The sequence below is a fragment of the Acetobacterium bakii genome, from assembly GCF_001263355.1.
GTDB classification, from domain to species: Bacteria; Bacillota; Clostridia; order Eubacteriales; family Eubacteriaceae; genus Acetobacterium; species Acetobacterium bakii.
In genome coordinates, this window is the sequence record NZ_LGYO01000060.1 from 1 (window position 1) to 21746 (window position 21746).

At 40.5% G+C, this 21746-nt stretch carries 24 protein-coding genes and 2 pseudogenes; 13 read left to right on the plus strand and 13 right to left on the minus strand.

Features of this window, described 5'->3' with window-relative positions:
• Positions 1-179 precede the first annotated feature (179 nt).
• Positions 180-359, minus strand: coding sequence for a hypothetical protein (locus AKG39_RS20585; protein ID WP_242852658.1), 180 nt, complete (start codon positions 357-359; stop codon positions 180-182).
• Positions 317-814, minus strand: coding sequence for an ATP-binding cassette domain-containing protein (locus tag AKG39_RS17425; RefSeq protein WP_242852659.1), 498 nt, complete (start codon positions 812-814; stop codon positions 317-319). The genes AKG39_RS20585 and AKG39_RS17425 overlap by 43 nt, the downstream gene beginning before the upstream one ends.
• 332 nt (positions 815-1146) lie before the next feature.
• Between AKG39_RS17425 and AKG39_RS17430 the strand changes: the two genes are divergently transcribed.
• Entirely contained in the window at positions 1147-1896 is a 750-nt protein-coding gene (locus tag AKG39_RS17430; protein WP_050741680.1) for a GNAT family N-acetyltransferase, read from the plus strand.
• A gap of 281 nt (positions 1897-2177) precedes the next feature.
• A complete protein-coding gene (locus AKG39_RS17435) occupies positions 2178-2822 on the plus strand; it encodes a GNAT family N-acetyltransferase (RefSeq protein ID WP_050741681.1) in 645 nt (214 codons plus the stop codon).
• 168 nt (positions 2823-2990) lie between these two features.
• Here the strand turns inward: AKG39_RS17435 and AKG39_RS20935 are convergent.
• Positions 2991-3083, minus strand: a pseudogene (locus tag AKG39_RS20935) (lantibiotic ABC transporter ATP-binding protein); the annotation flags it as partial.
• Between the two features lie 112 nt (positions 3084-3195).
• Between AKG39_RS20935 and AKG39_RS17445 the strand changes: the two are divergent.
• From AKG39_RS17445 to AKG39_RS17455, 4 genes and pseudogenes are all read left to right on the plus strand, one after another.
• Positions 3196-3612 (plus strand): secondary thiamine-phosphate synthase enzyme YjbQ, encoded by a 417-nt coding sequence (locus tag AKG39_RS17445; protein ID WP_050741683.1) that lies wholly within the window; start codon positions 3196-3198, stop codon positions 3610-3612.
• A gap of 355 nt (positions 3613-3967) precedes the next feature.
• Positions 3968-4612 (plus strand): DUF1638 domain-containing protein, encoded by a 645-nt coding sequence (locus tag AKG39_RS17450; RefSeq protein WP_050741684.1) that lies wholly within the window; start codon positions 3968-3970, stop codon positions 4610-4612.
• A 38-nt stretch (positions 4613-4650) separates the two neighbouring features.
• Positions 4651-4845 carry a helix-turn-helix transcriptional regulator gene (locus AKG39_RS20335; protein WP_201780296.1) on the plus strand — a complete coding sequence of 65 codons (195 nt, stop codon included), beginning with the start codon at positions 4651-4653 and terminating at the stop codon, positions 4843-4845.
• Positions 4757-4945, plus strand: a pseudogene (locus AKG39_RS17455) (GyrI-like domain-containing protein); the annotation flags it as partial. The gene AKG39_RS20335 and the pseudogene AKG39_RS17455, both read left to right, overlap by 89 nt.
• Positions 4946-5082: 137 nt before the next feature.
• On the opposite strand, the gene AKG39_RS17460 reads toward AKG39_RS17455, so the two are convergent.
• The 9 genes from AKG39_RS17460 to AKG39_RS17500 all read right to left on the minus strand — a co-directional run bounded on the left by AKG39_RS17460 (position 5083) and on the right by AKG39_RS17500 (position 12715).
• Positions 5083-5487 carry a hypothetical protein gene (locus tag AKG39_RS17460; RefSeq protein WP_050741686.1) on the minus strand — a complete coding sequence of 135 codons (405 nt, stop codon included), beginning with the start codon at positions 5485-5487 and terminating at the stop codon, positions 5083-5085.
• A 96-nt stretch (positions 5488-5583) separates the two neighbouring features.
• Positions 5584-6030, minus strand: a complete 447-nt coding sequence (locus AKG39_RS17465; protein ID WP_242852660.1) for a beta-sandwich lipoprotein — start codon at positions 6028-6030, stop codon at positions 5584-5586.
• Between the two features lie 26 nt (positions 6031-6056).
• The gene (locus tag AKG39_RS20340) at positions 6057-6224 is read right to left on the minus strand and encodes a hypothetical protein (protein ID WP_201780295.1); all 168 of its coding nucleotides are present in this window, start codon (positions 6222-6224) and stop codon (positions 6057-6059) included.
• A 120-nt stretch (positions 6225-6344) separates the two neighbouring features.
• A complete protein-coding gene (locus AKG39_RS17475) occupies positions 6345-6866 on the minus strand; it encodes an alpha/beta fold hydrolase (protein ID WP_341408278.1) in 522 nt (173 codons plus the stop codon).
• A gap of 55 nt (positions 6867-6921) precedes the next feature.
• On the minus strand, positions 6922-7515 hold the full coding sequence (locus AKG39_RS17480; protein WP_050741689.1) for a uracil-DNA glycosylase family protein: 594 nt from the start codon (positions 7513-7515) through the stop codon (positions 6922-6924).
• Between the two features lie 192 nt (positions 7516-7707).
• Positions 7708-10290 (minus strand): FtsX-like permease family protein, encoded by a 2583-nt coding sequence (locus AKG39_RS17485; RefSeq protein ID WP_050741690.1) that lies wholly within the window; start codon positions 10288-10290, stop codon positions 7708-7710.
• A complete protein-coding gene (locus AKG39_RS17490) occupies positions 10287-10970 on the minus strand; it encodes an ABC transporter ATP-binding protein (protein ID WP_050741691.1) in 684 nt (227 codons plus the stop codon). The genes AKG39_RS17485 and AKG39_RS17490 overlap by 4 nt, the downstream gene beginning before the upstream one ends.
• 82 nt (positions 10971-11052) lie before the next feature.
• Complete coding sequence (locus AKG39_RS17495; RefSeq protein WP_050741692.1) at positions 11053-12042, minus strand: sensor histidine kinase; 990 nt, start codon at positions 12040-12042, stop codon at positions 11053-11055.
• Entirely contained in the window at positions 12029-12715 is a 687-nt protein-coding gene (locus tag AKG39_RS17500) for a response regulator transcription factor (protein ID WP_050741693.1), read from the minus strand. Before AKG39_RS17500 ends, AKG39_RS17495 begins: the two co-directional genes overlap by 14 nt.
• Before the next feature lie 221 nt (positions 12716-12936).
• Here AKG39_RS17500 and AKG39_RS17505 point away from each other — a divergent pair, with 221 nt between their 5' ends.
• From AKG39_RS17505 to AKG39_RS17535, 7 genes are all read left to right on the plus strand, one after another.
• The gene (locus tag AKG39_RS17505) at positions 12937-13590 is read left to right on the plus strand and encodes a Vat family streptogramin A O-acetyltransferase (RefSeq protein ID WP_050741694.1); all 654 of its coding nucleotides are present in this window, start codon (positions 12937-12939) and stop codon (positions 13588-13590) included.
• A gap of 139 nt (positions 13591-13729) precedes the next feature.
• Complete coding sequence (locus tag AKG39_RS17510) at positions 13730-15049, plus strand: hypothetical protein (protein ID WP_126981259.1); 1320 nt, start codon at positions 13730-13732, stop codon at positions 15047-15049.
• A gap of 223 nt (positions 15050-15272) precedes the next feature.
• Complete coding sequence (locus tag AKG39_RS17515) at positions 15273-16796, plus strand: IS1182 family transposase (RefSeq protein WP_050741696.1); 1524 nt, start codon at positions 15273-15275, stop codon at positions 16794-16796.
• Positions 16797-17198: 402 nt separating this feature from the next.
• Positions 17199-17717, plus strand: a complete 519-nt coding sequence (locus AKG39_RS17520) for a DUF4365 domain-containing protein (protein WP_050741697.1) — start codon at positions 17199-17201, stop codon at positions 17715-17717.
• Positions 17708-18832 (plus strand): hypothetical protein, encoded by a 1125-nt coding sequence (locus AKG39_RS17525; RefSeq protein ID WP_050741698.1) that lies wholly within the window; start codon positions 17708-17710, stop codon positions 18830-18832. The genes AKG39_RS17520 and AKG39_RS17525 overlap by 10 nt, the downstream gene beginning before the upstream one ends.
• Positions 18833-19073: 241 nt before the next feature.
• Positions 19074-19838, plus strand: coding sequence for a hypothetical protein (locus tag AKG39_RS17530; protein WP_050741699.1), 765 nt, complete (start codon positions 19074-19076; stop codon positions 19836-19838).
• Entirely contained in the window at positions 19831-21309 is a 1479-nt protein-coding gene (locus AKG39_RS17535; protein ID WP_050741700.1) for an ATP-binding protein, read from the plus strand. Before AKG39_RS17530 ends, AKG39_RS17535 begins: the two co-directional genes overlap by 8 nt.
• A gap of 115 nt (positions 21310-21424) precedes the next feature.
• Here the strand turns inward: AKG39_RS17535 and AKG39_RS20940 are convergent, their stop codons facing one another.
• The gene (locus tag AKG39_RS20940) at positions 21425-21505 is read right to left on the minus strand and encodes a hypothetical protein (RefSeq protein WP_423230045.1); all 81 of its coding nucleotides are present in this window, start codon (positions 21503-21505) and stop codon (positions 21425-21427) included.
• Positions 21506-21746 lie beyond the last annotated feature (241 nt).

The following is a 21746-nucleotide window of genomic DNA, read 5'->3' on the forward strand; positions in this document are numbered from 1 at the left end:
TAGGCGTTGGGGAAGCCCTCATAGGGGCCTTTGTGAAGCACGCAGGCGGCATTCGCCACCCGGCCGATAACCTTGAATGTCAGCATTTCCGAGTCCGCTTTTTTTTCGGTGACCGCCTCGCAGACCTCCACGTCCACATCAGTTTCCCGGTATTCGCCGTCATGATAGATATTAAAACATTATTCCGGAACCGCACAGACACAGCCCATCTGCTCCATTTCGGCCCCCATGGGAGGGACAATATGAAACAGGGCGTCATAGCTTGGGACGATGGTCCGCATGGATGCCACAATCACCTGGGAGAGTTCCTTGAGGATCACATGGTATTCCCCGTCATTTTTTGCCAGATAGGATTCCACCTGGGCGAGACGCAGGGTATCAGCGCCAGCAGCACCGACAGCTTTTGCTTTTCGCCTCCGGAGAGTTTTGCCACCGGTTGCTTGAGGTACTGATCCAGCTTAAACTGCGCCAATAAGTCACGGTAATCAGCGGGCAAACGGTAAAGAGCGGCGATTTCCTCACAGACTTCACCCACCCGGATATTGCCCTGATAGCTGGAAGACTGAAGCTGCACCCCGACCCGCTCAAAAAGTCGTTTTCTTTCCCTGGCCGGATCCATGCCCAGAACCCGAACCGATCCGTTTTCAAATGATTTCAGTCCCAGGATACAGTCGATGGTGGTTGATTTACCGGCACCGTTGGGCCCTAGGAGACCAAATACCTCGCCTTTTTTTACGGTGAGATTTAAATTGTTCACCGCCACTCGGTTGCCATAACACTTGTTTAAGTTTTTCACTTCAATACAGTTTTCCATTGCTTCCTCCAATCATTCTTGCTACAATTTGAAGTATAAATCCTCCTCCACGGGGAGAGTCAAGGGCGAGTTTTTAGTTTTTTTCAGAAAAAAGTCATCTTGTTCTTGTATCCTTCCTCATAATTGATGAATTTAAAATTAAAAAGTGGTAGAATAAAAGAAAAACAAGGAGTAAAAGATGATTTCCTAGCACAAAGAGTTACATTTTAACTTGTCCACATGAAGCGGGCTGGTCAATATTACAAAAGATGCTGAAAAAGCGCTTGCAGAAAGCGGGATTAAAGAAGGATTGATAATGATGACACGTTGTGGTTTTGAAGCGGGAGGTACACATGAATACTGATTTTGTAAACTTAACAACAGAAAACCTTGTCAATGAGCATTTATGCTGTATTATCCGTAGTAAAAAGCCCCATCAAGGCATTGATGCAAAGCGACAATGGCTTTCAGACCGACTCAATGAAGGTCATGTCTTTAGAAAGTTAAATGCAAGGGCTACGGTTTTTATTGAATATGCTCCTCTTGAAACAGCTTGGGTTCCTATAACGGGTGATAACTATTATTATCTATATTGCTTATGGGTCTCTGGTAGTCATAAGGGAAAAGGGTATGGGAAATCGCTGATGAAGTATTGTATGGCTGATGCCAAAGAAAGCGGTAAATCCGGCATTTGTATGCTTGGCGCAAAAAAACAAAAATCCTGGCTTTCGGACCAATCATTTGTGAAGAAGTTCGGCTTTGAGGTTGTTGATACCACCGACAATGGATATGAATTGCTGGCACTTTCTTTTGACGGAACAGCGCCAAAGTTCGCGCAAAATGTTAAAAACCAAGAAATCGAAAGTAAAGAACTAACAATTTATTATGATATGCAATGCCCCTATATCTATCAAAACATTGAGGTGATAAAACAGTATTGTGAAATGAATAAGGTCCCTGTATCTTTAATTCAAGTGGATACGCTCCAAAAAGCAAAGGAATTGCCTTGTGTTTTCAATAACTGGGGTGTGTTTTATAAAGGAAATTTTGAGACGGTGAATTTATTAGATATCGCCTACTTAAAGAGAATACTCAAAAAATGACATGGGAGACGCTTCGCTTGTGATGGGAAACCGGTGAAAGAGCTAGCCTAATTGAGGCGGGTGCTGGGGCTGTTAAGATGGCAGTAAAGCGGGCATTAAAGGGATATGTATGACGAACGAAACGTCCCCGCATCATAGAGGGCACTTCCTGAAAGGAGGAGCCTTTATCGTAATGTGTTGCCTCTTGTTCGTGAATGTGAACCAGCAACTATTCGTGAATCAGGAAACATATGAGGTTGATTGAAACCCAGAGTAAATAAACGAAAGGAATGGTTGTATAAGTGGACAAAGTAATTAAGATTAGAAATGAAGAAGAAACAGATTATCAGAGAGTAGAAGAAATTACAAGGAAAGCTTTTTGGAATTTATATATGCCAGGGTGCAATGAACACTATTTAGTTCATGTTATGCGGTCACACAAGGATTTTCTACCGGAGTTGGATCTGGTAATTGAAGTTGATAATCAGATCATCGGCAATATCATGTACACAAAAGCAAAGCTGGTTGATGAGGCTGGAGAAGAAAAAGAAATCATTACCTTCGGGCCGGTTTCCATTTTACCAGAATACCAAAGAATGGGTTACGGGAAAATGCTCATGGAGCATTCATTTAATCAGGCGGCTTCACTTGGTTATGATGTGATTGTAATATTTGGAAATCCCGGAAATTATGTCAGTCGAGGCTTTAAGAGTTGTAAAAAGTTCAACATCTGTCTTGCCGATGGAAAATTCCCATCGGCAATGATGGTAAAAGAACTGAAGCAGGAAGCTTTAGACGGAAAAAAATGGGTTTACTATGACAGTCCTGTAATGAAGATCGATGAAGAGGAAGCCTGGCGTTTTGATGAGAGTCTGGAAAAAATGGAGAAGCAATTCCAGCCAAGTCAGGAAGAATTTTATATTCACAGCCATTCCGTTATCGATTGATATGTCATGTGAGCCGACTGAGCTGAGAAAATGAGGTAAGCATGGAAATAAAAAGCGGTACAATTTCCAACGAAAAATCGGAGATCTTTTTATTTTTAGTATCCATCAAGTCCATCTGTCGTAAAAGGTCATTGCATCTTTTTGCTGAAATCCCATCAGCGTTGCTCATACGTTTAAATTTTCAAATGCCGTTAAATTTTCATACAGTGGTGGTGATTCGATCAACGAACCAATAGTTAATAAATCTTTTCGAGTCCGGTGAGTTTTTAGTTTTTTTTAGAAAAAAAGCCATCTTCTTCTAGTATCCTTCGTCATAATTGATGAATATAAATTTAAAAAGTGGTAGAATAAAAGAAAAACAAGGAGGCTAAAGATGATTTCTTATCGCAAAGAGTTGCATTTTAATTTACCCACACGAAGAGGATTGGTCAATATTACGAGAGATGTTGAAAAAGCACTGGCAGAAAGTGGGATTAAAGAAGGATTGATTTTGATCAATGCTATGAATATCACAGCTAGCGTTTTTATCAATGATGATGAGGGCGGTTTACATCAGGATTACGAGGTCTGGTTGGAAAAATTAGCACCGGAAAAGCCGTATAGCCAGTATGGTCATAATGGTTTTGAAGACAATGCCGACGCCCATTTGAAACGAACGATTATGGGCAGAGAAGCGGTGGTTGCCGTAACCGATGGAAAGCTGGATTTTGGACAATGGGAACAGATCTTTTATTATGAATTTGATGGAAAACGGGATAAGCGGGTATTGGTTAAAATAATTGGAGAGTAAATTAATTTGAGGTGTTGAGAAAATTTTATTAGAGAAACGAAACTTCCCCCGCATCTGGCTGTTAACTTGGCTTGTCATCAAATAGACAAGCCAATAAATTCTCCTAATAATTAGCACACCACAATAAATGTTAAATGAAAATATAATAATGGTATCGCATGGATTTTTCTTAATGACGTTAGTTAATGAATTGAAACTGTTAGGCTTTAAAGGAGACATACCTAGAAAAATGAAAAATGGGTATTTATATATACTTGTAAAATAATATTTAAAATTTATTGGATAATAGAATTTATAAGTAGATAAAGCTGCAGATGAGTTAGTGCTATGATTAAAAGGTCTATGGAGGTCCAAGATGAAAAGAACTTTAATTGGCTGTGGTGTTTTGAGAAAAGAAATGGAGGCATTTCTTGAAGATTCGGACATTGAGTGTCGATGGCTACAGGATAAACTGCATAATGAGCCGGACAAACTTCATTTAGAAATACAAAATGCAATTGATCAGGAATCCGATGCAGATATCATTTACCTCACTTATGGATTGTGTGGAAAAGCACTGGTGGGGGTTCAGGCAAAACAATGTCCAATTTTGATGCCGAAAGTGGACGACTGCATAGATATTTTTTTATATGGCCACAAAGATATTGGTGCCTTGCGTTGCACTTCTTATTTTGTGTCCCAGGGGTGGTTATGGGGTGAAGATGGAATAGGATATGAGCATGATCGGATGAAGGAAAAGTACGGTGAAAAGAGGGCCATGCGCATCGCTAAAACCATGTTTAAAAATTATCAGTATCTGTTATTTATCCGCACTGGTGTGGAAACCGACGAAGATAGACAAAAATGTGATGAAATGGCTGAAAAACTTGGTCTAGGTGTCAATGAAACCCAAGGTAACATCCATTTGTTGGAAGTGTTGACCAACAATGAAAAAGATGATCGTCTTATTCTTATTCAGCCAGGTGAAGAAATAAGCGAAGAAATGTTTCGTCGTTTTTAAGTAATATAAATAATGCATTAGCATACATTGAAAATCACTTGGACGAAGAGATTGACTATCATGAGATAGCAAAAATTGCCTGCAGTTCTGAGCATCATTTCAAACGAATATTTTCTTTTTTAGTGGGCATAAGTTTATCAGAATATGTTCAAATCAATCGGACCATTTCCCGAAACGCTTCAAAATGTGTGGGGAAGGATATATTCAGAGTGGTTCCCGGCATCGGGGTATGAGGCAGTTGAGGGACCGGAAATTTTATGGAATGAAAGCAAGGATATTGTGAAACCAAAATTCAGGAGGGAAATTTGGTTTCCAGTAAAAAAGAAAAGTTGAACAAAAAAACATGTCATTTTGGGGCACTCCATTTAGGAGTGCCTTGATCTTTATCGATTGAATAAAAAAGGTAACACCACTTGGCCATTTGTCAGAAATTCGCTGGAAGATTATCTGATCAGATTTGCTGCGAATAATTACCAGGAACTGCTGTAGAACAAGATTTCCTGATCAAAATCGATGTTGTTCTTGACATATCGCAAAATAATCAAGGCCCTGCTGAGCGTATCCATGTAAGTATCATCATAAGCAGTCCTGCCAAAATCAAAACCCGATAAGGTAGGCAAGAGTTCTTCGGCGCGATCAGGGTCGCTTTCGACCAATAAGCACCGGTTTAACAGCTCGGTAAACTGTTCCTGAGACACATTGTGACAGGTTCGACTATCAACGCCGTTTTGGACATTCTCAACGAAATAACGGTGGATTTGGTTGGCCTGTTTAAATTTGCCCATCAGTTCATTTGAAACCGCCCATGGTTTTGATTGGATGTCCCGAATATCCGTATCCTTGTGAAATTTATACAACACGCCCTCTAAAGCCATGATAATCTCCTTCTCAAATAATTATGTTATAGTTTGCGTTCAAGTGCAGCCACGGGATCAAGAACAGCGCCATCGGCCAGTTTGACGGTCGTTAATTTAATCGACAGTGTTAACTTCAGCCGGAATCCACATTTTTGGATTAAAGTTTAGCGTATACTTATATTTTGAAACATCATTTGATCCCAAATCTTCAATAGTATAAGTGACGTTATCACTAAGACCTATAAAATGTTTCTTATAACTTCCATCTTCATCCTCAACAATTATTTCAAGTTGATTGTCTTCTCGATCCGCCGTTATTGATAGTTTACCAGTCATTTGAAACATTACATCATTAGTTATACAATTGATGACCGTTACTTGTCTTACAACATTGAAATTGTCTGCTTCTTGAGACAAATTCTGAGAAACCCTCTCGGATTCACTACAACCGGTAAGCGATAATAAACCTATTAATGAAATAAGCACTAATGTTTTTTTCAATCCGCCACCAACTGTCTTCTTTTGTTTGTCTGTTTTATCAACTTTTACGCATACGCTCATGTTATGCCTCCTTTAAAGTATTTCCGCTAATTAATGCGATCCCCCAGGAACAACCATTTTATTCGTTCCTGGGCAATGGCCTGCGCCAATATTTCTTTCGATACGGCTACTAATTCGGCTACGCGCTTTTTACTGATACGTTTTCCCGGTGTCAGTGGATGCTTTTTTTTGCGGGATTCACCATGAGTATACACCAATTGAAACCATCGCTGCAATGGAAAAGATATAATTATGCCACAGAAATTATCGTTCTTTCCTGGCAAATGAAACGTCCCTTTATCAGGTCTGTTTCTTAAGTGGTCTCATTGTTTGAGTCACTGAATATTTGTTTTGTCTAGAAACACTTTTACCGCCGCATTTGCCTGCTCAGGCCGTTCAAGAGGCAGCATATGCCCGGCGTTCGGAATGACTTCCAATTCGGCTTTTATGCCTCTATCGATAACCAGTTTTACCGCTCTGTCAATCTCAGACTGCTTCTCGAGAATTGAAGTCAACCGGTCTGGATTCGTTGGTTTTGAACCGCCCACATAAATAGATTCCAGCAATTTTCTCATCGCCGCATGGTCTTTCTTAATATACTTCCGGTTGAGCATCCTAAGCATACCCGGTATCTTTATGTAAAGCCATACTATAAATTGCGAATCGACCTTTTCGCTCAATCCACCCGGCTCGAACAGAACCAGTGATTTGACCTTATCCGGATGTAGCGCTGCATATTCGATGTTGAGGCTACCACCCATGGAAAGTCCTACAAGACTGAAATTTTCAAGTCCGTCCGGATCGATCTCGTCTTTAAATAGTTTTTCTTCCAGATATCCCTGATTGTAAATATCTATCGCATATTTGGAGGGTCAATCATTTGTAGTTTTAGGAGGATATAACAAACGGTGATTATTTAATTATGCGAGCCATTGCGGCAATATCCTCGGAAGCCATTTCAAACTTTGACTTCTCGATTAGAATATTTTTGCCCGTCATAATATAAGATGGCATAACCCGAATATTCCCGTAGTAGATTTCGCTATTTCGTAGCTTATAGGTTGGAACAGCAGGAACGACATTTTTCTTCGTTGTCTTTTTGGTTAACATGTTAAATGCTTTTTTTGCAACGTCGCCCATGAGCATAATTACTTTGACATTTGGGAATAATGCAAGCTCTTTTTCCAAGTAGGATAAGCTATTCTCAATACTGCTTTTTTCAATCGTGTAATCTGATTTGGGCGTTTTGACTGCGTTTGTAATATAAACACCCATGTGTAATATGTCTTGTATATCCTTGACTTGCAATCCAGACTTTTGAAAAAGAGGTATCGTTGTTGTCAAATAATCGGCATCAAGCTGACCGTAAAAATCTTGAGAGGGGTCAGCTGGAACTACCTCGTTAATCATAATTGTCTTAATTTTCAAGGGGTCAAGCTCTAAATCATTTAACTGTATATTTTCTGCAATTCCGACTGTTCTTTCTAGTTCGGCTCTAATATTCATTTTTATACTCCTTTGTAATGTTCTAATGCGGCTTTGTATTTTTCTATTATCTTTTATTTAAAGACAGAAGACGAATAATAAAATGCCGCCATTTTTGCCCATTGTAACATAAAGCGGAATGCCTAACTGCAGATTGTGAATCATTGGTACTAAATATCTTTTGATTTTCAGCAAGTTAATACCGGTTTGGAATCAAGTCATATCATCCCGCAGCGCGTCAATGATATTTTCTTTTTTTATCTTGCTGACAGCATACAGCATTGTAATGAACACCACAAAGAGTACGCTGAACACGCTGATGGCCATACTGCCCCAGGGGAACACAAAATCGATATTGTCCGTCCCGCCGAGAACCATCCCTTTGTAAATCAGCCAGGAAGCGATTGCCGCGATGGGAAGCCCGAAGAGCAAGGCCCTCATGCCATAAAAGGCACACTCGAAATTCATCATCTTTTGGAAATCGCGGTCGGACATCCCCACCGAGCGGAGCATCGCAAGTTCCCGCCGGCGCAGCTTGATATTGGTGGAAATCGTGTTGAACACATTGGCAACCGCAATCAGCGAAATCATAATGATAAAAGTATATGCGAAGACGTTGGCAATGAAGATGTAATTGCGGCTCTCATCAAGCATTTTATAGGTATTGTAGAGGTTGTAATCGGCTGTAATTCCCGCAGCCTGAATCATCGTTTCCATTTCAGCCGTCGACTGGGTGGGATGCTTTGAGCGAAAGGTCAAGCCCTTAACAGCCACCTGGGTATCAGGAGTTTCAAACTGCGCTTTGAGCGAATAAGGAGCCATCACCCTAAAAAAGAACGGATTCTCCGACCCGACGTTTCCGAGGATCGGGAGGGTATCTGGCGGCACGGTCTCGACAAAGGTCACGCTGACGTTTTGCTCCGATGCCGTCGTTGGCGCGCCATTTGTTGCGGGAGCAATGGTAAAATTCAGGGAAGAACTTGTGAACAGATCACTAAGCTGATCAACCTCCCACATCTGATTGTCCTGACCTGGCATTTTGGCCACGGCGATCAGTTTTGCATTTGGTCCGGTATAGTCCGCGGCCGGCAAGCCCAAGTCGCTTAGCATACTCAGATAGGTGCTGTCATCAAGAAACTGGAGGTCCATGGGCAGATTAACCGTTTCGTCCGGCGCAGATGAACCCACGGTTGCCCAGTAATCGGCGGAAAGATCACTGGCTTTGGCAGTGCATGAATACTTCATCAGCGCCTGATACGAGCTTTCGTAAACACCGTCGGCGGTTTTTAGTTTGTCGTAAAGCGGCTGCATATCGCTATCGTTCATGTCCTGGGTGGCAAAGCCGATGTCATAGGTCGTAAACGCTACTGAACGCTCCGCCGCCTGTTTCATATCCGTTACAAAAGCACTGGCCGAGACAAATAGCACAACGCTTAAACCCAGTGATAGCACGATACTGCGATAGCCCTTCTTGTTTCGCTTAAAATTCTTTTGTGCCAGGGTTCCCTCCAAACCGTAAATACGCTGGGCCAGTTTTGAGGTTTTCGCGGCTTTGGATTCTACCTTGATCTCGTTGGTCTGGCGAATACTTTCCATCACGGGCGTATTGGCAGCCTTCCGGGCTGGGATATAGGCCGAAATCAGAATCGTAACCAGGCTAACCGCCGCCGCAACGACAATGACGGGGATCGACACCGTTAAGGTTAACGGGACATTACTGTACATGACGTTTCCAAAATTCCCGGCGACAACGGAAATCACCAGGCTGATACTGCCGATGCCGACTAAAACGCCAATCGGGATGCCGACCGCACCAATGCAAAGCCCTTCAAACAGCACTGAATTTCGCAGTTGCTTGGCTGTGGCACCCACCGATGAAAGAATTCCGAACTGCCGGGTGCGTTCGTTCAGCGAAATGTTGAAGGCGTTATAAATCAGAAAAATCGAGCCGATCATGATGATGGCGACCACAATGCCGCCAACCGCGTACAAAAACACGTTAAAGATATTATCATCCGAAAGACCCATGAAGCGCAGCACATTATCATTTAAAACGTAAGCCCCTGCTCCGGCGGTGCTGCTGGCGTAAGTCTGGATACTGCGGGGGTTTTTAAGCGTGACAAAGAGGCTGACGCTGTCCGCTTGATCTTGGGGATCGGCTTTCGTTATCAAGGTATATCCCGGTGCGGTCGATTCCTCAAATCCGGGTCTTTGATAGATACCGACCACCGTGTAAGTTCGCTCGTCTTGGGGCACCAGCGTTTCGTTCCCGGCAGTGTAAGGGTCGTGTTGACCGAGATTCATATTGCCATCGCTGCGGTTGCCGACAGCAAGTGAAAGCGTGTCACCCTCCGCGAATTTAATGCCGCCGTTGGCGGCGACGCTGCCTGAAACAAGAATCTCCCCGCTGTTTTCAGGCAGCCGGCCGGAAATCAGATTGATGGACAAGGTATTAAAGGCATCAGCGTTGAATCCGGCGATAAAAAGATACGGTTTGTCCGGGTTTTTTCCGCCGTCAAGGGTGGCGTAGCCGATATTTTCAAATGCCGCGGTGTCAGCGACGCCCTCGTCGTGGCTTCGTTCCTGGGCGAAAGAAGCCGGGACGTTCACAAACTCAACGTGCCAATCGCCGTATTTCTGGGCCGCCCCGTTGGCCAGATAGCTCAGCAGGGAAACGCCAAAGGTAGCGACGGCGGTGATCATGGCGGCGGACAGAACCACGCCGATAATCGTGACAATCGTTCGGGTCCGGCTTTTGATCATGCTTTGCAGGGTGATTTTGTTGAAAATGTTCATGACCGCACCCGTTCGTCGCGGACGACTTGGCCGTCTGAGATGCCGATAATGCGGTCGGCCTGCAGGGCGATATTTTCGTCATGGGTGACAAGGAGCAGGGTCTGTCGATATTTTTGATTGCTCTCTTTCAGCAGTTTGATGATTTCATGGCCGTTCCGGCTGTCCAAACTGCCTGTGGGTTCGTCAGCCAGCATCAGCGCCGGGGCGTACATCAAAGCCCGTCCGATGGAAACCCGCTGCTGCTGACCGCCCGAAAGCTGATTGGGTAAATGCGTTTTGCGGTCTTTAAGCCCCAGCATTTCGAGCAGGTCATCCAGCCGTTCCTTGTTGACCTTGCGCTTGTCCATCAGGATCGGTAGGGTGATGTTTTCCACCACATTCAGCGTCGGAATGAGGTTGTGAAACTGGTAGATCAGCCCAACCTGCCGCCGGCGGAAGATGGCCAGTTTTTCATTGTTTTGGGCATAGACATCCTGGCCGTCCAAATACACCTTGCCGCTTGTCGGCACGTCCACACCGCCGATGATGTGCAGCAATGTGGATTTGCCCGAGCCGGATGAGCCGATGATTGCGGTAAACTCCCCCTTTTCGATTGTCAGCGAAACATGGTCCAGGGCGGTAACCTGGTTTTCGTCCTTGCCGTAGACCTTGCATAAATTTTCAATTTTTAAAAACTCCATTATGTGAGTCTCCCTTCTGATGGTTTACCCATATGATAGCAGCTTCAGCTTACAGCTCGGTGACTTTCAGGTGAGAGATCCGTCACTTTGGGAAACGCAGGGCAAAGATCGCGCCGCCCTGGGGGTGGTTTTTGGCGGTAATCGTTCCGCCCTGCCGGGTGATAATCATCTTGCAGAGCGCCAGGCCAATCCCGTATCCGGCGGTGCTTTGGTTTTGGCCACGATAAAAGCGGTCAAACAGGCAGGGTAAATCGTCTGTTTCAAAGCCCGCACCGCTGTCGCTGATGGCCATCTCGGTAAACAGCGGGTTATCCCGGCAGACAATCGCAATCTTTCCGTTATCGCCGGCGCTCTCGATGCAATTTTTGAGGATGTTTTGCATGGCTTCCGCAAGCCAACCGGAATCGCCCTGAATCATCAGCCCTTCTGGGGCATCTGTCTGCACATCAATATTATGCAGTTCCATAGGGATCAGAAACGGGCGCAGTGCGGCACAGAGCAAGCGGTTAACATCGATCTGCTCGCTTTGAAACACCGCAATGCCCGCATCCAGGCGGGATAATTTTAGCAGGGAAGTCAGCAGCCAATCCATCTGTACCAGCAATTCCTCGGTTTCCCGGACAAATGCTTTCCGCTTGTTTTCATCAGGGTTCTTTGCTAACAATGACAGAATAAGGTTCACGGATGTGAGCGGAGTGCGGAGTTGGTGGGCGATGTCGGTCAGCGAATCGGCAAGGTGTGTTTTTTCTTTTTTCAGCGCGTCGTTTTGCTCCCGAATGCGCAGCGTCATTTTTTTTATCTCGCTGTGCAGAATGGAAAGCTCGCCTTCGTCCAATTCGTCAATATCCAGACGATCATCATTATGAAGGACGCGATCGATTTGATCTGAAATCCGCGCAAGGCTTTTGTAGCGGGCTTTGGTAAATACGAAAAACGCGGTGCCAAAGGCGGCAGCAGAAGCAATGGCAAGGATGCCCGCCGTAATATTGATGGTAAATCCCAGCATCACAGTGGCGGCAGCGATTAAGGCAAACACAATGGCAAACTGCCGAAACTCTCTATTCCGCAGCATGCTCGCCTCCCAATCGATACCCCGTCCCGCGAACGGTCAGAATGATTTGCGGGCTTGCGGGGTCGGTCTCGATCTTCTCCCGCAGGCGCTTGATGTACACCGTCAAGGTATTGTCATTAACGAACTCCCCCGCCGCGTCCCACAATTCATCAAGCAGCCGGCCCCTCGTGATAATGCTTTTGGGGCTGCTGATAAACACCAGCAGCAAGCGGTATTCTAAGGCTGACAGAAAAACTTCGCTGCCGTTTTTTTTCACCACGCCGCTGGCCGTATCGACCTGAAGCCCGCGAATTTCAAAGGCCGATGGCGACCGTCCGCTTTTTCGCAGGGCGTTGCCAATGCGTGCAATCAATTCCCGGGGCCGAAACGGCTTGGTGATATAGTCGTCCGCGCCCATGTTCAGCCCGGTAACAACACTCGCCTCATCGCCGGATGCCGTCAGAAAGATAACCGGAACATCCTGGGTTGCTTTGATTTCCGTACAAACCGTAAAGCCATTTCCGTCAGGCAAAGAAATATCAACCAGCGCCAAGTCAAATTTATTCCCGGCAAGGGCGGTAAGGGCGTCACTCCGGGTCGGGGCGTGGGTGACTGTAAAACCCTCCGCGCGGAGCAAAAGGATCAGGTTTTTAGCGATTGCCTGATCGTCCTCAACCAAAAATATCCGTTTCATTTATTTTCACCATCCTTTACTTTACTGCGCTTATATTGTATTTCTTTTGACGGAAATATACAAGTTGCGGTATAATACAAAAAAATACCGGGCGTGGATTAATAACAGCTAGAGTGATCAGCAGCATACTGACATGCTGAAGGGGCATCAGCAGAAAATCGAACTGTTCGGGAAAACCGAGTAGTTCAAATCAAAGGAAACAGAGAGCGTGAGAGGTAGTTATGAACGGACCGGATAAGAAGAAGCTTTATCCAAATGAAAAGATCAGAACGGTTTGCTATATCAGCAATTTGCCTAAAAGGCCCAATATCGAAATCGGAGAATATACTTATTATAGCGATAATAAACAATCCCCGGAAGAATTTTATGATCACATTGAGCACCATTATGAATTCCTGGGAGATAAGCTGATAATCGGTAAATTTTGTGCGATAGCGGAGGGCATAAAGTTCATCATGAATGGTGCAAACCACAGAATGGACGGGATTACAACCTATCCCTTCAATATTTTTGAATGTGGTTGGGAAAAGGTCACGCCTTCATTAGCGCAACTGCCTTTTAAAGGAGATATTGTGATCGGGAATGATGTCTGGATCGGCCAAAATGTTACGATCATGCCAGGGGTTAAGGTCGGTGATGGTGCAATTATCGCGACCAACACAACGGTAACAAAAAATATTGAGCCATATACTATCTATGGCGGCAACCCTGCCAAATTCATTAAAAAGCGATTCAGTGATGAAATAATTGAGTTATTACTAAAGCTTCAATGGTGGAATTGGGACGAAGAAAAAATATTTAATAATCTTGAAAAGCTAACATCAGCAAGGGGTTTAGAAGACAATGAGATGCTTCATTTATTATTTGTGGAGTAATAATCACTGCGCTGATGAAATAAATGAAGTCCCGACTAGGGACTGGTATCAAGCTATTAACAGTGGCGTGGGGGATGGGATAAAATAAAGCATACAAACGAAACGTCCCCACGCCTTCATTGCCAAAAAAATTATAGGAATGAATAAAATTATTGTAATGATGAATGTGAGAAAAGTTATGGACAAAAGAAAAATTGGTAAATACTTCTTGATTTTGATAGTTTTAGTAGTAGCGTTTTTTGTTTTTAGGTCATACAGCCTAAGAGATATTTGTTACGACATAATTGAATTCAATTTAGAGATGTCACAAGAAAAATTCATCTGGCTTTTTTTAATTTATTGGGGTGAAATTTTTACAATTCTAATATCTTGGGTTTTACTTGTGGACATAATTTCTGTAGAAGTTAATTTGCTATTAGATAGGCTATCAGAATATTTATTAAAAACGGAAAAAATGCGATTAGCTATATTGTGCATTAGAGTGAATTATGGTTTTAGCAAATTAATGTATTTTTTAAGACTTGGATGGTGGATATATGGCTCATCAGAGGATGACAAGATAGTATGGAATAGTATCCGAAGACCTCCGATTAAAGATATTTTTTTAGGTGTATTTTTTTCTCTTATAAAACTACCCGCATTAATAGCGATATTTTTGTCAGCTATTAGTCTGACATACTTTGAGCTAAATGATATCCAAGAAATAGTGAAAAATCTTGGTAGTTTTAAGTTTGATTTTTGGGAAGATATTAAATTGCTAGCTCCTTTAACGGTTGCTGTGCTAATTGTGTTTATAGGATATTTTATTAGTTTCAGAGGTAATATAAGAAGAGCGATAGCGCAAGCGAATCGAAAGAAAATGGAAGATATTATTCAAAAGCAACGAGATTTGGTTGAAGTTATTGGAGGCTCACTTTATTCTATTGCTTCAAATCTTCAATATGCAATTAAGTGTCAAGACTTAGTGGCTGATCTTTGGATTCATAGTAGGTTTCCTGACTATGAAGATGATAAGTGTAGGTTGCGGAGAGACACGAGTGTTGAAAGTTATTACTTTAAAGATATACCAGAACTAAAAATTATATCACAAAGTTTCGATGAATTGAATACAAATGGAAACTGGAGTGCTTCAAGAGCATTTTCTAGCTATAAGTATGAGTTTCTGACGCTTGTGTCAAGAAACAGTTCGTTGAATTCTGAGAAATTAAACGAGATATTTTTCACTAAAGAAGGTATAAAAACTTATATTAATGATGATAAATATCCAATGATCGAGGTTTCTAAGGAAGAAATTGAGAAAATGCGAAAAAATTATTTAAAATGGATACCTAGAAGAATTGTGGAGAGCTTAAAATTACTATATAAGTTCTGTAGATATTATGATGAGATGAATAAACTACTGAACTTTAAAACGGATAAGGTTGGTAGGACATTGAGGATGTTTACAGGCAAGGAATAAATTGTCGGATTTAGCCGGTGAAGACATGGTGGACGCTTTGGGACCTGTGAAAAAGTCGAACATATCAGCTGAATCAGCTCTGTATGAAAAGGTCCAGTGACCGCATGGAAATGTGATGAGATGAGGCACATAAAAGAGCAAATAGGTATAAAAATGAGTAAAAAAAATAACCCTGTCTGGTATATTAAGTGCAAACAAAACCAACCAGTCAGGGGGAAAAATCATGCTTCGACCGCAATCAAAACAATCATCATTCCATTGCTTATTATACAATAAAATTCCGGATAATCATATCCTAAAACAGATAAAAAAAGCGGTTGATTTCAGCTTTATCAATGAACTGTTGAAAGATACCTACTGTCAGAATTTTGGACGTCCCGCCAAAGAACCGGAACTGATGTGTAAGCTTTTGTTTCTGGAGCATATCTACAATCTTTCCGACGAAAAAGTGATCGTTGAAGCCAGCTTTAACCTGACCTATCTCTATTTTCTGGACATCAATCCCGAAGATACCTTGCCCGAAAGAAGTTTGCTATCGAAATTCAGAAAACTGAAACTGGGCGAACAGCTGCTGGATGAGATCATTATCGAAATTGTCAGACAATGTGTCGCAAAAGGGATTCTCAATGACAGCAGCGTGAGTATTGATGCCACCCATGTGGAAGCCAACACGATCAAAAAAACACCGGAACGGTTAATGAAACACCTGGCCCGAAAGATCATAACAACCTATCAGGTAGAAACGAACGATGAACTGGAAAATCTGCCGGAAGTTCCAGACTACAAAGAAATCAGCGATCATAAACAGGCCAAACAGGTCATGAAAGACTATCTGGAAACGGTGATTGGAACCGCCGAAAGCCGTACAACCACAGATGCCCTGGAAACTAATCAGATGATTAAAAAAGCAAAAGAAATCCTGGATGAGCCTAAATTTATGAACCAGACCGGAATTCGGTCGCTGATCGATGAGGATGCCCGGGTCGGTCGAAAAAGCAAAACCTCCAACTTCTTCGGTTACAAGGTTGAGTTTATGATGACCACCGACCAGCGGATCATCACTGCTGTGCGAACCGCAAGCGGAGCCTATGTGGATGGCACCCTGATTGAAGAATTGCTAAGTGATACCCTGACAAGTGGGTTGACAATCAATGAGTTGTACGGTGACAAAGCCTATTTCAGAAAATCCATTCTTGAGAAGATTGAAGAATTGGAGGCCCAATCTTATATTCCCGTCAGCAGTGCAGCCTATCGTATTGATGAAAGTGAATATTCCTACAACAAAGATTCCGATCAGTGGTTCTGTAGTCAGGGAAATGAAACCGTCAGCCGGAAGTACTTCAAGCGAAAACGAAAAGATGCAAAAAGTGGCATACAGGAAGGCTATCGGTACTACTTTGAGAAAGAAACCTGTAGGAACTGTCCGAAACATGATGACTGTGCCAAAAAAGCAGTGCGAAAAATACTCTACACGGGGTTGAATACAATAGAATTCTATGAAATCTCCCAAAGTCAGAAAACCGATGAATTTAAAGAGAAGTATAAAAAAAGAGCCAGCATTGAAGGGAAAAATGCGGAGCTCAAACGATTCCATGGACTTGGCCGGGCGAAAAGCTACGGTCTGGTTGCGATGTCCAAACAGGCAGCCATTGCCGTAAATTTAAAAAGAATAGCGGCCATCATGACCGCTAAATCTTCTTGTTTTTTTGACATATTCGTCAGTTTTAGAATCAATTTCGTTTTCTGAAAATAATTTACTCAAATTTTATGAATTCAGCAAAAAAACAGTCCTTTTTCACAGGTCCCGAAACGTCCCCGAGTCATATGGAGTAATATTCACTGTGCTGATGAAATAAATGAAGTCCCGACTAGGGACTGGTATTAAGCTATTAACAGTGGTTTGGGGGATGGGGATAAAATAAAGCATGTTAAACGAAACGTCCCTACGTTTTCCTGTGTTATTTTTTCAGAGGTTTGATAGGGAAATATGGCAAACAAAACGCCATCGCGTCTTTTTCGGCTATGCCGCATTCCATAGTCTATTAGATAACCGAAACGTCCCCCAAATTACTAGGATTAGAATAATGAAAACTTATCATTGTAAACCATTTCTGTTTGTCTTATAATTTCACTGAGAGGGTGATATTATTTGAGACCAGAAGCGCATATTAAAGAATGTTTAAGTGTAGCATACGTTCAAGCAATCGCAGCTGATGCTGGGGTCACTTGCGAATCAACAAGAAATGACTATGGGATAGATGGTTCTTTTAATTCTGTCATTTATATTAAAAAGAGGAAACAATATGTTTCAGATGGTTTTAGTATTGACTTCCAATTAAAAGCAACGGTTAATCTTAAACCGAAAGATGGAAAATTAATTTATGATTTAGCAGTAAAAAATTATAGTGATTTAATAATGGAAAAAGTAGGGAAGCCTCGAATCCTTATTGTTTACTCGCTACCAGATGAACGGAATCAGTGGGTAAATGTTTGTTGCGAAAGTACGGTATTGAAAAAATGCGGTTGGTGGTGCTCATTAAAAGGGCTACCAGAAACCGACAATAAACAGAGTAAACGCATCGAAATACCCGAAGAAAACATACTTACTGCTGAAGTCTTGAATCAATTGATTGAGCGGGTCAAAGAAGGTGGCGGCATATGCGATTAAATAGTCAGAGCCATTTTAATTTTGAAGATGTGACTGCGGTCTCTGTGGAAAAATATTTATCTTTAAAAGGATGGAAACGCGATACTGAGTTTAGAAATGAAAATCTAATGGTATTTGATTCAGAATTTTTTGGAGCACGTATCGCGATTCCATCCAGTGAAAAGTTTGATGATTTTGAGTCGAGTTTTACTAATTTTTTAGAAACAATAGCATTATTAGAGGAACGAAATGAAAAAGAAATTTTAAAAGAAATTATTGCAAGTTACAACAATATGATTGAAATAAGAGTAGTTTCTGATTTTTCAAAAAACGGGAAGCTTCCATTATCTTATGCCGCGGATTGCATGAAAGGGCTAAAGGATTTGATTCTTTATTCAACCTGTGCTGAAGAAAACCCACAACCTGTATGTTACCGACCATCAGATCGCTCAAAAAAATTTGTAGACAAGTTCAAGTTGGGACAGACTGAGAAGGGTAGTTTTATATTTAATATTGAGGCTCAAGTTGAAAATATAAAAAACATACAAATGGTTATTTCTGAATATGAAATTAAACCATTAGAATACCGTGTAATTCAAAGATTGGAGAAGGCATTAGAACAAATTGATAGAGTCGCTATTGCTGAAGAGAAAATTTCAAATTTAACTGAAGATGGGTATTTGCATGGTGCAACTGCGAATATGTGTGAAGCCCTCTTGAAATTGAAACCAGAAAATGAGCAAGTAAAAATTTTTGCGACAATTAGGTATGCTTCAACGATTACAAAAGTTGTTGGTAAAAAAGATTGTGCTATTCTTGATAGTAAACACTTTTGGGTTATGGATGAAATTTCAAAAATATATCGTGATAAGACATTCTTCCAAGATGTCATATTGACAGGTATTGTAACATCGTTGGCGAAAAAAGAACATGATCATATAATAAAAAATACAATTCACTTTACTACAATGTTTGATAAAAGATACCGTTCAATCAGTATTAGTTTATCGGATGAAGATTATCGATTGGCCTGTGATACACATCGTGATGGGGTGGAAGTTCAGATAAGTGGAGAATTAGATATGAGTAAAAATAAATGGAATATAACAAAAGTTTATTATTTTAAACTAGTTTAATTTAGTATTTATGAGCACTCGACAGGGTGCTTTTCTTTCATTAAATGCTTTTAAATTCTATTTTCATATTTTTTCAACAATCTGTTTGAATTGATATTTTTGACTGGTTACGAAATGTTCTCATGTAACTTTGTGCAATTATTAAGATTGAATTGCAAGTTACTACTCAAATATGATCCTTAATATGACTAAATTGTGCTATAATTTTATTTGAATACAAAAATAAAATAGGATGAATGAAATGGAAAATATAAAAGATTTCGATATACTAATATGTGGAGAACCAACATCTGATATGTATGTATTTGAAGATGTTTTGACTAATTTATCTAGTAAAATAGCGAAATTGACAAAACTAACAATAGAGTATGATTGGAATTCAAATAGAGCAAATATTGAGATCCCTTTTTATGGAAGAAATGTACTGGAATCAACTTTAACAGCTTTATTGGGTAGAACAGATCCATTTAGGTTAATCACTGTATACAAAACACAAGCTGATGCTTCATATGATCTAGGAAAAAAGGCACAACTTGCAGTAGAGTGGACAGGAGACATAATCGCTAAAAAGATGGCAACTGATTTATGGTCTTGTGAAAAGAAGAAAGATAGTTACGATAGAGCATTGTTAGGTAATCATATGGGTGAATTAGTGTGGAAACCGGCATTTAGAGAATTAAGCGATTTTTTAGAAGTTAAAGAATATGAAAGTGATTGGCTTAATGAAGTATTATCAGAGGATGAAAATTCGAATTTTGAAAAATCAAAATCAATAGCTGTTAGATTGTTTTCTTCATTTTCGAAAGGTGTACATTCAGAATGTTTGGTAGATATTAATACAATGTTAGACACGGTCACATTGAAAAGTCTAATTAAAGACATGTATAAATTGTGCGCTACTTTGGGACTGTTAAGTCATTTTATTGGGTATATAATGCCGATTGTTGAAAGAGATAGAGCATTAACAATGTTTTTGGACGTAGAGGAGATGATTAATAATGTCTAATTTAGAAGAAACCTATGCGAATTTAATATTAGCATGTGAAGATTTTTCGCTAGAAGATTTTGAAAAATATCACTGTTTCTATAAATATGAAGAGAACATAATAGCACAGTTAATGGCACATGGGCCAGTATTATTAAAAGGTGGAAGAGGAACAGGTAAAAGCGCATTACTAAGAGAAGCAGATAGAAGACTCAAAAATAGCCAAAGCGCATGTGGTATTTACTTAAGCTTAAGACATTTACCCTTATTACGAAGTCAAGGTAAGCAATATGAGGAAGAGTTTTTAAAAATTCTTATAGATAGAATAAAAAAAATTGCTATGAATGATTATAAGTATGAATTTTCATGCGAACTGGAAGTTTATGCAGTACATAGTGCAATTATTGAATTTGCTGAGAGGATTGGAAAACGCATCGTTTTATTTTTTGATGATGCAGCTCACATCGGAAGAGAAGCTGGTTTAGAAGAATTTTTTGATATTTTCAGGACACTTTCAAGTAGTATGGTTTCTTGTAAAGCTGCAATATATCCTGGGGTAACTAAATTTGGCACTAGATTTGATGTCTATAATGATGCAAAAGTAATTGATATATCCCGACGATATGGACAAGTTGGCTTCGGAGAGTTTTTCTATGAAGTTATGGAGTTAAGATACCCAGAAAAAGTTAAGGGAAAATTAATTTTCGAAAATATTTCTGCAGAAGAATTTGCTAGTTTTTTGGGCATGTCGGTATTAGGAAATGTTCGTTCTTTTATAAAAGGTTGTTCACTCATTTTTGATAATGATATTAAGCTAAACTTTAATCGATTGAGTGATATGTTTTTGGAATTAGCAAGTGATTTTTTTTGGCCAATGCTTGAAGAAATTAAATATAAAATTGGAATATATGAATCTTTAATGGATTGTTGTACGGAGATTGCAAATATAATTTACAAAGAATGTGGAGAAAAAAAAGCAACAACATTTATAGTTCACCGTAATCTTGCGAATAAATTTTCAAAACCACTTGAAATATTAGAATACGCGGGTTTTATTTCGAAAAGAGAAGCTTCAAGAGGGATGAAACAGGGAGGTAGAGGAACAAGATATTCAATTAATTTATGCAATGCATTAGAAAAAGTTCCAGGGACAAGGTTAACAAAAGATTTACATACGGAGTGGATGAATTCAAAGGTTGAAGACATACAATTTGCAGCAAATAATATACTTTTTTCAAGTATTATATTACCAGAAATTGATGTAGCTAATAACTTGGGTATACTGGATTTAGAAATAGAAAAGCTAAAGAAATCAAATGTTTTTCCATATGGTTTAACAGATGACAAAATAAATAGATTGAAATTAAATGGTTATGTAACTGTTGGAGAATTAGCTTCATGTTCGGAAGAAAAACTGAAACAAATTGATCGTATAGGAGATAGAACAGTTTATAGAATAAAAAATGTGGTGGATCAAGCGATATGGATGTAAAATACATAAATTAGACGAGGCGTAATTGTGTTTGTCACATTTTGTGATCAAACACAAAAGAACTATCTCTTTGTTATATGGGAAAATACTCTTGAGTTAAATTATTCAAGGGTGTTTACATTCGCAAATGAGAAATAAACGCATGGTGATCCAAAATAAAGACTAAATATTTCCCCACCCGATCGATATCCCGAATGGTTTGTCCGGTTAACGTTGCTTCAAAATTATTCGTGTCCCCACGACGATTTTATCGTAGTGAGCCCGGATTCCCTTAGTTTTTTCAGTAGCAAAATTCTATATCGTTCTGCGAACGGTTTCTACTTCCGGCAGTTCGGGCATAACTTTTCACTTACTTTAATGGATAGCATCACCGTCAACTTGACTATACAAAAACTGCACCAATCATAAAAGATTGATGTTGATTGTCAAGTAAAATT

Coding starts and splice junctions, on each gene's coding strand:
- AKG39_RS17425 (WP_242852659.1), bottom strand. CDS start 814: ATGGAAAACTGTATTGAAGTGAAAAACTTAAACAAGTGTTATGGCAAC.
- AKG39_RS17430 (WP_050741680.1), top strand. CDS start 1,147: ATGAATACTGATTTTGTAAACTTAACAACAGAAAACCTTGTCAATGAG.
- AKG39_RS17445 (WP_050741683.1), top strand. CDS start 3,196: ATGATTTCTTATCGCAAAGAGTTGCATTTTAATTTACCCACACGAAGA.
- AKG39_RS17450 (WP_050741684.1), top strand. CDS start 3,968: ATGAAAAGAACTTTAATTGGCTGTGGTGTTTTGAGAAAAGAAATGGAG.
- AKG39_RS17460 (WP_050741686.1), bottom strand. CDS start 5,487: ATGGCTTTAGAGGGCGTGTTGTATAAATTTCACAAGGATACGGATATT.
- AKG39_RS17465 (WP_242852660.1), bottom strand. CDS start 6,030: ATGAGCGTATGCGTAAAAGTTGATAAAACAGACAAACAAAAGAAGACA.
- AKG39_RS17480 (WP_050741689.1), bottom strand. CDS start 7,515: ATGAATATTAGAGCCGAACTAGAAAGAACAGTCGGAATTGCAGAAAAT.
- AKG39_RS17485 (WP_050741690.1), bottom strand. CDS start 10,290: ATGAACATTTTCAACAAAATCACCCTGCAAAGCATGATCAAAAGCCGG.
- AKG39_RS17490 (WP_050741691.1), bottom strand. CDS start 10,970: ATGGAGTTTTTAAAAATTGAAAATTTATGCAAGGTCTACGGCAAGGAC.
- AKG39_RS17495 (WP_050741692.1), bottom strand. CDS start 12,042: ATGCTGCGGAATAGAGAGTTTCGGCAGTTTGCCATTGTGTTTGCCTTA.
- AKG39_RS17500 (WP_050741693.1), bottom strand. CDS start 12,715: ATGAAACGGATATTTTTGGTTGAGGACGATCAGGCAATCGCTAAAAAC.
- AKG39_RS17505 (WP_050741694.1), top strand. CDS start 12,937: ATGAACGGACCGGATAAGAAGAAGCTTTATCCAAATGAAAAGATCAGA.
- AKG39_RS17510 (WP_126981259.1), top strand. CDS start 13,730: ATGAATAAAATTATTGTAATGATGAATGTGAGAAAAGTTATGGACAAA.
- AKG39_RS17515 (WP_050741696.1), top strand. CDS start 15,273: ATGCTTCGACCGCAATCAAAACAATCATCATTCCATTGCTTATTATAC.
- AKG39_RS17525 (WP_050741698.1), top strand. CDS start 17,708: ATGCGATTAAATAGTCAGAGCCATTTTAATTTTGAAGATGTGACTGCG.
- AKG39_RS17530 (WP_050741699.1), top strand. CDS start 19,074: ATGGAAAATATAAAAGATTTCGATATACTAATATGTGGAGAACCAACA.
- AKG39_RS17535 (WP_050741700.1), top strand. CDS start 19,831: ATGTCTAATTTAGAAGAAACCTATGCGAATTTAATATTAGCATGTGAA.